The following is a 12113-nucleotide window of genomic DNA, read 5'->3' as shown; positions in this document are numbered from 1 at the left end:
GTGCCGCCTCAAGCATCGGCGACGAGCCGAACGCGCGGGCAAGACGCATGCGCCAGCCGCGCGGCAGGCCAAGGGCGGCCAGCACCGCCTCGAAAATGGTCTGGTCGCCAAGCGTGATCGCCAATGCCTGGCCAGGCAGCACCAGCGACAGCAGCGCATGCGCGTCGGCCACCGAGCGGGCATCCGCTTGCGCGGTATCGCGGTCGCCGAGATCCTCGATGCCGGCCTGGAAGAACTCGTTGCCGCCTTCGCGGCGCTGGCGAAACACCTCGCCCAGATAGGAATAACGGCGCGGCGTGCCGGCCTGCGAACTTATGTGGTCGAGGCAGACCGGAATGGTGAATTCCGGCCGCAGGCAGAGCGTCTGCCCCGTTTCGCTTTCGGTGAGGAAGATCCGGCGGCGCAAATCCTCGCCGGCCATGTCGAGGAACGGGTCCGCCGGCTGCAATATGGCGACCTCGACGGCGTGCGTGTTGCGCGTGGCGAAGAGGTTGGTGATGTCGGTGGAGATGGCGGGGGTGCGGGAGGTCAACTTGCTGACCTCAGTGCTGCACGACCCTCTGGTCCCAAACCAGAGGCGCCAACGCGGCCTCTACTTGCCACGCGCCCTCTCCTCAGCCTGCGCCGCCAATATCTTCCTCACCTCGACGACCAGCTCGCCCTCCGCCACAGTCACCTGTGCCGGGCGCGCCGCGCGCCATTCGGCGTTGTCTGATATTTCGGCCGACATGCGCGCGCCTTCGATCAGGTCCTTGATCTGCAGCTCGCCCTTGGCGCGCTCGTCGCCGCCCTGGATGATGGCGACCGGACAGCCGCGACGGTCGGCATATTTGAGCTGCGCCTTCATGCCGGCGCCGCCGAGATACATTTCGGAACGGATGCCGGCGGCGCGCAGCTCCGCCACCATCTTCTGGTAGCGGCCGAGGCTGTCGGTGTCCTTGTCCATCACCAGCACGACGACCGGCGCAATCACGTCCGAGGCATCAAGCTTGCCGAGGTTCTTCAGCGCGGTCATCAGCCTGGAGACGCCGATGGAAAAACCGGTTGCCGGCACCGGCTCGCCACGGAAGCGCGAGACGAGGCCATCATAGCGCCCGCCGCCACCGACCGAACCGAAGCGCACGATCTGGCCGTCTTCGTTGGGGATTTCGGCCAGAAGCTCGGCTTCGAAGACAGGGCCGGTGTAGTATTCGAGGCCGCGCACGACCGAGCGGTCCATGGCAATCCGGTCTTCGTCATATCCGGCCGCCCTGACCAGCGCTTCAATCGTGGCGAGTTCGCCGACGCCTTCCTGGTAGATCGCGTTCGAACTGACCATGGAATCCTGGCCGGCCTGTATAGTCCTCGCAGTCGCGAGAAGAACCGCCTCGGCTTGCCCGTTGTTCAACCCGGCGCCCTTGGCGAAGTCGCCTTCGCCCTCCTTGCCGCCGTCCCAGCGGCCCGGGCCAAGCAAAAGCTTCACGCCTTCCGGCCCGAGCTTGTCGAGCTTGTCGATCGCACGCAGCACCGTCAGCCGGCGGCCGGCATTCTCCTCGCCGCCAAGGCCGATCGCCTCCAGCACGCCATCCAGCACCTTGCGGTTGTTGACGCGGATGACGTAGTCGCCGCGCTTGATGCCCAGCGCTTCCATGACGTCGGCCATCATCATGGCCATTTCGGCGTCGGCGGCCACACCCGGCGTGCCGATCGTGTCGGCATCGAACTGCATGAACTGGCGGAAGCGGCCGGGGCCGGGCTTCTCGTTGCGGAACACCCAGCCTGAGCGATAGCTGCGGTAAGGTTTTGGCAGCCGCTCGTAATTCTCGGCGACATAACGCGCCGTCGGCGCGGTCAGGTCGTAGCGCAGCGACAGCCACTGGTCGTCGTCATCCTGGAAGGAGAACACGCCTTCGTTCGGCCGGTCCTGGTCGGGGAGGAATTTTCCGAGCGCATCGGTGTATTCGATCAGCGGCTGGTCTGCCGGTTCGAAGCCGTAAAGCTCATAGACCGAGCGGATCGTCGCCATCATCTTCTCGACGGCGCGGATGTCCTCGGCGCTGCGGTCGGCAAAGCCGCGCGGCAGTCGCGCTTTCGTCTTTTCCGATTTATCGGCCATGGGGTGTTTGCTCGGCGTTTTATGATGCTTGCAGGTCGGCAATGTTGCGATTTTCGCAACGCGGGTGTCCTAACCGAAGAGGTCGGATGCGGCAAGGGTCAGACCTCTGGCGCTGCCGATGAGAGAAGGCGACGCCGCACCTCCTTGAAACCAATCCGGACCGCAAATGAAACAATCCCGCCATGCGTGCGGCATCGTGCCGACACAATCGCCGCCGATAAAGCGCGGGAATGAGGGGTTCGCGGCCATGACCAGCACAGCAAGATTCCATGCCATCGACAGCGATGCCGGATTGTCCGCACGCTTGCGCCCGGCCGACATCAACGTCCCGAAAATGGTCAGCCAGGCTGCCGGACCGTTCGAAGTACCCGCCGACACCGGCAAGGGACCATCCATGCGCGACGCGTTGATGACCGGCCTGCTGGTGATCTATCCGACCCTGGCCACGGTGGTGGCGATCGTCGCCGGCCTGGTGCTGGCCAGCGCCAACGGCACCTGAGCCTATTTCGGCCGCCTGAAAGCCTTCCGCTGCTTCTCGACCTCTTGGCGGCAGGCGCAGCCCTCGAGGTGGTCGTTGACCAGGCCCATGGCCTGCATGAAGGCGTAGACCGTGGTCGGGCCGACAAAGCTCCAGCCGCGCTTCTTCAGCTCCTTCGAGATCCGCACCGAGACGGCCGTTGTCGGGTTCGCGCGCAGATGGGCGAGGTCGACGATTTGCGGCCGCTCGTCCTTGCCGGGTTCGAACTTCCAGAACCAGGCGGCCAGTGAGCCGAATTCGTCCACCATTTCGCGGGCGCGCCTGGCGTTGTTGATGGTCGAGACGATCTTGCCGCGATGGCGGATGATGCCGGCATTGCCGAGCAGGCGCTCGACATCCTTGTCGGTGAAGCTTGCTACCTTGTCGAATTCGAAATTGGCGAAGGCTTCGCGAAAATTCTCCCGCTTGCGCAGTATGGTCAGCCACGACAGGCCCGACTGAAAGCCTTCCAGGCAGATCTTTTCGAACAGCCTGCGGTCGTCGGCCACAGGCCGGCCCCATTCATGATCGTGATAGTGCAGATAGTCGGGCAGATTGCCGTGCCAGAAGCAGCGCGCGACACCGTCGGGGCCGGCGAGCAGGCCGGTGTGTTCCTTGTCCATAGGCCAAAATCCGTTCGTTAACGCGCTTTGCGCGGCATTTACTGCGGCTTTACCAGATTCGTGAACCCGGCGGTAACCACACCAAAAGGTTTACTGACAAAGCCGCATTTTACGCATTCCGATTCATGTTTCGGTTGCTGCTTGCGCGCCAATGATCGCCGAACCGGGAGGACGTTTCCACCCGTTTGTATCAGACGATCAAGGTGCGTTACGATGAAGACAGTGTTGTTTCCCGTGCTCGGCGCCGTGGCTGTGTTTGCCGCCGGCGTCACACCCTCAACCGCCGGCGACCGCTATGCCGACAGGCCGCCGGTGATGGTGAGCCCCGACCTTTCCGCACCCTGGGTGCTGCAGCTTGGCCATGCGCCCGGCATCGTGCGCCAGAACCGGCAGGTGGTGCAGCAGCAGCGACGCCTGCGCCCGGCGCAGCCCGACCGGGTGCAGACGGCGGCGGTGCAGCCGCCGGCCAAGCGCATGGTCGCGCGTCCCCAGATCAACCCGATCTACCTGCCGCAGGAAGTCGACTATGACGGAGGCCAGAAGCCGGGCACGATCGTCATCGACACCACGCAGAATTTCCTCTTCCTGGTCGAGAAGAACGGCAAGGCAAGGCGCTATGGCGTCGGCACCGGCAAGCCGGGCTTCGAATGGTCGGGTACGCACAAGATCACCAACAAGCGCGAGTGGCCGGACTGGCGCCCGCCGGCGCAGATGATCAAGCGCGAAGCCGCCAAGGGCCGCTATTTGCCGACCTATCTTGCCGGCGGCATGGAGAACCCGCTTGGTGCCCGTGCGCTCTACCTCGGCACCACCGAATACCGCATCCATGGCACCAACCAGCCGTGGACGATCGGCGGCGCGGTGTCGTCGGGCTGCATCCGCATGCGCAACGAGGACGTCGTCGATCTCTATGAGCGGGTCAATGTCGGAACCACGGTCGAGGTGATATAATAGTCCTTGCGAATCACCTGGCCGGCAAAGCAGTCCGCGTTTCGAGGCCAGTTTAGGGATACGGGGGACGGGCCGTATGGGGATGCGGCCGGTCAGGAAGGGCAGCACGGGAAACCGCGCTGCCCTTTCCGTTTTGAGCAGAAATCGAGGGCAAAAGGCCACCCACGCGTCGCGCAACGGGCATAGCGGTTCGCTTTCATGCTGCCCTTTGCCGCATTCTTTTGCTATCTCGGTGGCAAGTTCCACAAAAGAGTTCACCCATGCCTCTGTCCGAAGACAGCCGTTATCTCAAGGGCGGCCCGGTCGCCCAGCGCATCATCGCCGCCGTTGCCGAGGACGCAGCGATCGCCAAAGCCGAGGGTTTTCCGCCCAAGCTGATCTCGATCACCGTCGGCGACACCGATGCGGTGGACGTCTATGTGCGCAACCAGCGCGCCAAGGCTGAGCTCGCCGGCATCGATTTCGAGGAACGGCGCTTTCCCGCCACCATCACAGCAGGCGAGTTGGAAGCTGCGATCCACGGCCTGAATGCCGATCCGCGCGTTACCGGCATCATCATCCAGCGGCCCGTGCCAGCGCATATCCCCATCAAGACGCTGCAAGCGGCGGTGCATCCGCTGAAGGATGTCGAAGGCATGCATCCGGCCTCGATCGGCAACATCGTCTACAACCAGCTCGATCTCGCGCCTTGCACGGCGGCCGCCTCGGTCGAGCTGCTGAAGGAGACCGGCCTCGACCTCAAGGGACTGGAAGTCGTCATCGTCGGCCATTCGGAAATCGTCGGCAAGCCGATCGCCTTCCTGTTGATGAGCGAAGGCGCGACGGTGACGGTCTGCCACCACATGACGCGATCGGTCGCCGCCCATGCAAGGCGCGCCGATGCGCTGTTCGTTGCCGTCGGCAAGCCGCGGCTGATCAAGGCCGACATGGTCAAGCCGGGCGCTGCCGTCATCGACATCGGCATCAATTCCGAAATCGCCCCCGACGGCTCCAGCCGCATCGTCGGCGACGTCGACACTGAAAGCGTGCGCGAGGTCGCCTCCTGGATCACCCCGGTGCCGGGCGGCGTCGGCCCGATCACGGTCGCCATCCTGCTGCGCAACACCATGGTCGCGCTCAGCCGCCAGCGCGCGCTTTATGAGGCGACCTACGGTACGGCCGACAGGCTTGCGGCGGAGTAAGGACAGGGCGACCTATTCCGCAGCGATCAGGCTTTCTTCCAGAACACCTTCCGGCTTCGGCCCACCATAGGCCCAGTCGAGCAGCTTTATCGTGTGCACCACCGGCATCTTCGCGGCGGAAGCGATTTGCGTGATGCAGCCTATGTTGCCGGTGGCGACGATCGAGGCCCCCGTCGCCTCGATGTTTTTCACCTTGCGGTCGCGCAGTTTGGCCGAGATCTCGGGCTGCAGGATGTTGTAGGTGCCGGCAGAGCCGCAGCAGAGATGCCCTTCGCGCGGCTCGCGCACGATGAAGCCGGCCTTGGCCAGCAGTTCTTTCGGCTGGCGGGTGATCTTCTGGCCGTGCTGCATCGAGCAGGCCGAGTGATAGGCAACGACAGTGCCCGGCTTGCGAACCGGTTCGGGCAGGTCGAGGGTCGAGAGATATTCGGTAACGTCCTTGGCCAGTGCCGAGACGCGTGCGGCCTTGTCGGCATAGGCCGGGTCGAGCCGCAGCATGAAACCGTAGTCCTTGATCGTCGTGCCGCAGCCCGAGGCGGTGATGACGATGGCATCGAGCCCGCCCTGGTCGAGGGCGCGTGTCCAGGCGTCGACATTCTGCCTCGCCGAGGCAAGCGCGGCCTGTTCGCGCCCCATATGATGGACCAGCGCACCACAACAGCCTTCGCCCGGCGGCACCAAGACCTCGACGCCGAGCCGCGTCAGCAGCGAAATCGTCGCCTCGTTGATGGCGGGATCGAGCACCGATTGCGCGCAGCCGGTGAGGATGGCGACACGACCTCTTTTGGTCCCCTGCCCGACATGGATGCCCGGCGAGCCTATCGGCGAAGCTGCCGGGATCGACGCCGGCGCAAGCTTGAGCATCGCACTGAGCGGCTTCAGCGCCGGAACCTTGTCGAACAAGCCTATGAACGGCTTGCCCAGCTTCGCCAGCTTGAGCGCGGCGCGAAAGCGCTGGGGATAGGGCAGTACGAAGGCCAGCATGGCGCGGGTCAGGCGGTCGAGCAGTGGCCGCTTGTAGGTCTCCTGGATATGGGCGCGGGCATGGTCGACCAGATGCATGTAGTTGACGCCCGACGGGCAGGTGCTCATGCAGGCAAGGCACGACAGGCAGCGATCGATATGGGTGACGATCTGCTTGTCGGCCGGACGGCCTTTTTCCAGCATGTCCTTGATCAGGTAGATGCGCCCGCGCGGTGAATCGAGCTCGTTGCCGAGTGTCACATAGGTCGGGCACGTCGCGGTGCAGAAGCCGCAATGCACGCATTTGCGCAGGATCTTTTCCGATTCCGCGACATGCGGATCGGCAAGCTGGGCAAGCGAAAAATTGGTCTGCATCGCTGATGTCCTAGGCCATGCGGCCGGGATTGAAGATATTCTTGGGGTCGAATTCCTGTTTCAGGCGGACCGATAGTGCAGCAAGAGCGGGCGGCTGCGGCTCGAACACCGGTAGAGCGGCGCGATGCGAGGGTGCGGCGCGCACCAGCGTCGCATGGCCGCCGCCATGTTTCCTCAACAGCCCGCGCAGCAGAGCGGCTTCCGGATCGCCCTGTTCCATGCGCAGCCAAACCAGTCCGCCCTGCCAGTCATAAAAGGCGCTGACGGCGGCCTGCATGCGCAGCGTCAGGACCATCTGGTGGCTCTGAGAAGGCGTCATCGAGATGCGCCAGACCGGCTTCTCGCTGCCGTCGGCGAAAGGCCTGCAATCGCGAACGTCGCGCCAGATCAGCCGTGAAACCTCGCCGCCAATCTCCTCCAGCGGGCCGGCATTGCCGAGCAGCGTTTTCAGCGCGGCGATGCGGTAGGCGACCGACGGGCCGAAACCCTCGACGCGCAGCAGCGTGGCAGCCTCGCTGCCGAGACTGCCGCTGGCGACGCGCGCGGCGATCCGCTCCGGCAGGTGGGCGGCACTCGACACTTCAGCACTCGAGCCAAGCGCCAGGGCCATGGCGGCGGCCGCGGCATCGTCGAGCAGGCTACGGATGGCGAGCGTGACTTCGGTCTCGGCTGCCGGCAGCACCTTGAAGGTGACGTCGGTGAAGACGGCCAGCGTGCCCCAGCTGTTGGCCATCAGCTTCGACATGTCATAGCCGGTGACGTTCTTGACCACGCGACCGCCCGACTTGAAGGCCTCGCCACGACCGGACACCACATTGATGCCCAGGACATGGTCGCGCGCGGCCCCCGCCTTGAGCCGGCGCGGACCGGAGAGGTTAGCGCCGAGCACACCGCCGATCGTACCTTTGCCCGGTTCGCCACCAAGCAGCGGGCCGTAATCCATCGGCTCGAAAGCGAGCTGCTGGCCGTTTTCCGCCAGCAGTTTTTCGATCTCGGCCAACGGTGTGCCTGCCTTGGCCGACAGCACCAGTTCAGCCGGTTCATAGAGCGTGACGTCAGATAATTTCGACAGGTCGAGCGTGTGTTCGGTTTGCAGCGGCCGGCCGATGCCACGCTTGGAGCCATGGCCAAGGAGTTCGAGCGGCGCCTCTTCCGCCACGGCCCAGGCTATGGTGGAGAGGACTTCGGATGGGGTGGTCGGGGTGAAGGTGGTCATGAAGAGACCGCGCCAGATGCGAGTTCGGATATGCCGAGTTCCCTGGCGCCCCCCTCTGTCCTGCCGGACATCTCCCCCTCAAGGGGGGAGATCAGATGTCGCATATGGCTTCGCCAATCTTCAATGATGACGGAAGGGCGAGGCGCGCAAGCTGCCAATCTCCCCCCTTGAGGGGGAGATGTCCGGCAGGACAGAGGGGGGTGTTCACGCGCCGTCATCACCCTCAAAACCTCGGAATGTCCGGAAACGCCACCTGCCCGCGGTGCACATGCATCCGCCCAAGCTCGGCGCATCGCCGCAGCTGCGGAAATACTTTTCCCGGGTTGAGCAGATGGTTGGGATCGAAGGCACATTTGACGCGCATCTGCTGGTCGAGATCGATCTGGGTGAACATTTCCGGCATCAGGTCGCGTTTTTCCACGCCCACACCGTGTTCGCCGGTCAAGACGCCGCCGACCTTGACGCAGAGCCGCAATATATCGGCGCCGAAACTTTCGGCCTTGTCGAGTTCGCCCGGTACGTTGGCGTCGTAGAGGATCAGCGGATGCAGATTGCCGTCACCGGCATGAAAGACATTGGCGACGCCGAGACCGTATTTTTCCGACAGCTCGCGCATGCCGGCGAGCACGCGCGGCAGCTCCTTGCGCGGGATGGTGCCGTCCATGCAGTAGTAGTCGGGCGAGATGCGGCCGACGGCCGGAAACGCCGCCTTGCGGCCGGCCCAGAAGCTCAGCCGTTCCTGTTCGGACTGCGAAATGCGGCAGGTGGTCGAGCCGTTCTTGTAGGCGATCGCCTCGACCAGCCCGATCAGATGATCGACCTCGACGCCCGGCCCGTCGAGCTCGACGATCAGCAGCGCCTCGACATCGAGGGGATAGCCGGCATGAACGAAATCTTCCGCCGCATGGATCGCCGGCCGGTCCATCATCTCCATGCCGCCCGGGATGATGCCGGCGCCGATGATGTCGGCAACGCACTGGCCGCCCTGCTCGCTGGTCGGGAAGCCGATCAGCAGTGCACGTGCCGTCTCCGGCTTCTTCAGGATGCGCACGGTGACCTCGGTGACGACGCCGAGCAGCCCTTCGGACCCGGTCATGACGCCGAGCAGGTCGTAGCCTTCCGCATCGAGGTGACTGCCGCCCAGCCGCACCACCTCGCCATTCATCAGCACCATCTCGATGCCGAGCACATTGTTGGCTGTGAGGCCGTATTTCAGGCAGTGCACGCCGCCGGAATTCTCCGCGACATTGCCGCCGATCGAGCAGGCGATCTGGGAGGATGGATCGGGGGCGTAGTAAAAGCCCTCCTGCTCGACGGCGGTGGTGATGCCGAGATTGGTGACGCCCGGCTGGGCAACGACGACGCGATTGGGAAAATCGATCCCGAGGATACGGTTGAAACGGCTCATGACCAGCAGCACCGCGTCCTCGAGCGGCAGCGCCCCGCCCGACAGCGAGGTGCCGGAGCCGCGCGGCACGACGCGGATGTTGCGGTCGTTGCAGTATTTCAGCACGCGCGAAACCTGCGCCACCGTTTGCGGCAGCACGACGACCAGCGGCAGCTGCCGATAGGCGGTCAAGCCGTCGCTCTCGAAGGCGCGCATGGAATTGGCGGCGTCGACGACGCCCTCACCCGGCACGATGATGCGCATGTCGGCGACGATCTCGTCGCGCCGGCGCATCGTGGCATCGTCTGGTTTCGGCATGGCCAGGCCGGACATCAGCAGCCTCATTTCGCTTGACTGGTCAAAATCTTTTACCAGTGAAGCGCGTTGGGTGCAAATCCTGTAATGGCGGCGAATCCAACTTCAAGGCGGAGACAGGCTTACGCAGCGGCAATCTGCCGCTGCTATTCGCCGGGCGGCTTGCCGGGTTCGGAGTGCATCCGGCGCACGCGGCGCACGCCCCACCAGACCAGCAGGATGGCGACAGGCACCGAAGCAGCGGTAATGATCTCCGGCGCGAAGGCATGGCCGAAGATCGAGGCGCCCTTGGCGACATAGCCGACAAGGCCGACCACATAATAGGAGACGGCGGCGACCGAGAGCCCCTCGACGGTCTGCTGCAGGCGCAATTGCAGGCGGGCCCGGTTGTTCATCGAGGCAAGCAGGTCGCGGTTCTGCTTCTCGACCTCGACATCGACCCAGGTGCGCAGCAGCGTCGTGGCGCGGGTCAGTTTTCGCGATAGATTTTCCTGCCGCTCCTCGACCGAGCGGCAGGTGCGCATTGCGGGCGCCACACGGCGCTGCAGGAACCCGCGCCATGTGTCATAGCCGGGCACAGCCTCTTCCTCGAGTGCGTCCAGCCGTTCGCCGACGATGCCGTCATAGGCGCGGCTGGCGCCGAAACGGTAAAGGCTCGACGCCGCGTCCGCCTCCAGCTCCGCCGCAAGTTCGGTCAGATCGGCCAGCAAGGTCTGGCTGTCCCGTGTCCCGGCGACCTTCATTTCCAGCGTGGTCTGCGCCAGCCGGTCTTCGATGCGGCGGGCGCGGCCGGACAAGGTCAACGCCAGCGGCAGGCCGAGCATGGCCAGCGTCCGATAGGTCTCGATGTCGATAAGCCGCTGTGACAACGCGCCGGTGCGCGCCGGGGTCAAGCCGCGATCGAGCAGCAGCATGCGCGTCAGGCCATCGCCATCCTGGCGAAAATCGGTGACGATGGCGGCGTTTCCGCGCTCGACCAGCGAGTAGCACAGGCTGGTCGGATCGAAACCGGCTATCAGTTGCTCGCTTGCTTGCGTCCATTTGCGGATTTCGAGCCTGATGCCGGAGATGCAGGTTCCCGGCGGGGAAAACCCGTTGCCGAAGGGTGAGTCCTCCTGCGTCCTGCCGCTTTCGGAAAGCGGCCCTTCCCACAAATAGGTCGAGAATTCGGTGTGCCGCTCCCAGCGCAGCGAGCCCTTGCCCCATTTCATGGCATGGTGGCGGGCCTGGCGGTCGGGCGCGGCGATGCCGAGGCGCCGCGACAGTTCGGAAAGCACCGCGTGGTCGACGCCGGAGCCGCCCTCCGTCATGAAGGCGAGTTGCATCAGGACGCGTGGCTTTTCGATCAGCGGATGCGGCCGGGCATGAACCTCGCCGAGTGCGCCGGGCCGGCCCTCATGCGCGGGAAAGCCCATGACGCTGCCCTTGGCGCGCGGCTGGAATTCGAGATCGGACGGGTCGTCTGACACGGCTTGTTCCCCGGGGGTTTCCTTGAACCCGCTTGCACTCGCGTCCCTCTAGTGCCAATGGCCTGACGACGCAAACGGCAAAGTTAGCCGAAGATCACGGGATCGGGCGGGAAATCGGCCTGCTTTTTGTCAATTGGATAAATAATTTGACCAGTTGGCGAGGCAGGCTCTATTCTGCGGCACCGGTTCACCTTCCAGGCATTCTGTTGAGCGACATTTTTTCCAGGATCGAGCATTCGCGCACCGCCGACGAGGTGGTGCAGCAGATCGAGAGCCTCATCCTCGAAGGCGTGCTGCGCACCGGCGACCGGCTGCCGGGCGAGCGCGAGCTTGCACGCCAGTTCGACGTATCGCGGCCGATCCTGCGTGACGCCCTGAAGGCACTGGAAGGACGCGGCCTTTTGACGACAAGGCCCGGCGGCGGCACGCATGTCGCCGATGTCATCGGCCAGCTCTTCACCAAACCGGTGACGGACCTGATCTCGATGCACCGCAAGGCAGTGACCGACTATCTGGAATACCGCCGCGAGATCGAAGGGGTTGCGGCTGAATATGCGGCACGGCGCGCCACCCCAGACGACATGGCGCTGCTCGACAAGATCATGGCACGCATGGACGATGCGCACCGGACCGGCGACTTCGACGACGAGGCCGAGATCGACGTCGAGTTCCACCACGCGATCTGCGAATGCGCACACAACATCATCCTTTTGCACACGCTGCGCTCCTGTTATCGGCTGCTGTCGGAGGGCGTGTTCCAGAACCGGCTGCTGGTGTTCACCGTACCCGGCGCGCGCGACGCCCTGCTCGCGCAGCACCGGGCGATCCATGCGGCGGTGAAGGCCGGCGACCCGGCCACCGCCCGCCAGGCGGCGATGGACCACATCACCTATGTCGAACGGTCGATGGCGGAGGCCGAGCGCAGCGGCGACTGGCAGCGCGTCTCGCGGCTGAGGGTGAAACAGCGCGTTGACGCCACCGATACAGAACCAGCACGCAAACGCTCCTAGCTATCGCAACG

The 12113-nt window shown here is 64.6% G+C and carries 11 protein-coding genes; 4 read left to right on the top strand and 7 right to left on the bottom strand.

What is annotated here, in order from left to right; all coding sequences use genetic code 11:
• Both EN884_RS09385 and hisS read right to left on the bottom strand, forming a co-directional pair.
• The coding region (locus tag EN884_RS09385) for an ATP phosphoribosyltransferase regulatory subunit (RefSeq protein ID WP_206617572.1) at positions 1-532 on the bottom strand (532 nt) is incomplete at its 3' end.
• 60 nt (positions 533-592) lie between these two features.
• Positions 593-2095, bottom strand: coding sequence for a histidine--tRNA ligase (hisS, locus tag EN884_RS09380; RefSeq protein ID WP_027160986.1), 1503 nt, complete (start codon positions 2093-2095; stop codon positions 593-595).
• Positions 2096-2342: 247 nt separating this feature from the next.
• Between hisS and EN884_RS09375 the strand changes: the two genes are divergently transcribed.
• Positions 2343-2594 carry a hypothetical protein gene (locus tag EN884_RS09375; RefSeq protein ID WP_024502332.1) on the top strand — a complete coding sequence of 84 codons (252 nt, stop codon included), beginning with the start codon at positions 2343-2345 and terminating at the stop codon, positions 2592-2594.
• Positions 2595-2596: 2 nt separating this feature from the next.
• On the opposite strand, the gene EN884_RS09370 is transcribed toward EN884_RS09375, so the two are convergent.
• Positions 2597-3235: a DNA-3-methyladenine glycosylase I gene (locus EN884_RS09370; protein WP_013530355.1), complete on the bottom strand. Its 639-nt coding sequence runs from the start codon at positions 3233-3235 to the stop codon at positions 2597-2599.
• A gap of 213 nt (positions 3236-3448) precedes the next feature.
• Here EN884_RS09370 and EN884_RS09365 point away from each other — a divergent pair, with 213 nt between their 5' ends.
• Positions 3449-4186 (top strand): L,D-transpeptidase, encoded by a 738-nt coding sequence (locus EN884_RS09365; protein ID WP_032808011.1) that lies wholly within the window; start codon positions 3449-3451, stop codon positions 4184-4186.
• Between the two features lie 260 nt (positions 4187-4446).
• Positions 4447-5367, top strand: coding sequence for a bifunctional 5,10-methylenetetrahydrofolate dehydrogenase/5,10-methenyltetrahydrofolate cyclohydrolase (locus tag EN884_RS09360; RefSeq protein WP_027160988.1), 921 nt, complete (start codon positions 4447-4449; stop codon positions 5365-5367).
• 12 nt (positions 5368-5379) lie between these two features.
• Here EN884_RS09360 and glcF read toward each other — a convergent pair whose 3' ends face one another.
• The 4 genes from glcF to EN884_RS09335 all read right to left on the bottom strand — a co-directional run bounded on the left by glcF (position 5380) and on the right by EN884_RS09335 (position 11092).
• The gene (gene glcF, locus EN884_RS09355) at positions 5380-6705 is read right to left on the bottom strand and encodes a glycolate oxidase subunit GlcF (protein WP_063170130.1); all 1326 of its coding nucleotides are present in this window, start codon (positions 6703-6705) and stop codon (positions 5380-5382) included.
• Positions 6706-6715: 10 nt separating this feature from the next.
• The gene (locus EN884_RS09350) at positions 6716-7921 is read right to left on the bottom strand and encodes an FAD-binding protein (RefSeq protein WP_024502329.1); all 1206 of its coding nucleotides are present in this window, start codon (positions 7919-7921) and stop codon (positions 6716-6718) included.
• Positions 7922-8144: 223 nt separating this feature from the next.
• On the bottom strand, positions 8145-9641 hold the full coding sequence (locus EN884_RS09340; protein ID WP_013530350.1) for an FAD-linked oxidase C-terminal domain-containing protein: 1497 nt from the start codon (positions 9639-9641) through the stop codon (positions 8145-8147).
• 128 nt (positions 9642-9769) lie between these two features.
• Complete coding sequence (locus EN884_RS09335; protein ID WP_013530349.1) at positions 9770-11092, bottom strand: DUF3422 family protein; 1323 nt, start codon at positions 11090-11092, stop codon at positions 9770-9772.
• Between the two features lie 206 nt (positions 11093-11298).
• Here EN884_RS09335 and EN884_RS09330 point away from each other — a divergent pair, with 206 nt between their 5' ends.
• A complete protein-coding gene (locus EN884_RS09330; protein ID WP_128360534.1) occupies positions 11299-12102 on the top strand; it encodes an FCD domain-containing protein in 804 nt (267 codons plus the stop codon).
• Positions 12103-12113: the final 11 nt, after the last annotated feature.

The organism is Mesorhizobium sp. M7A.F.Ca.AU.001.01.1.1, assembly GCF_004022735.1.
GTDB classification, from domain to species: Bacteria; Pseudomonadota; Alphaproteobacteria; order Rhizobiales; family Rhizobiaceae; genus Mesorhizobium; species Mesorhizobium ciceri.
Note: the sequence above shows the minus strand (reverse complement) of the source record. Positions and strands in the feature narration are given on the sequence as shown.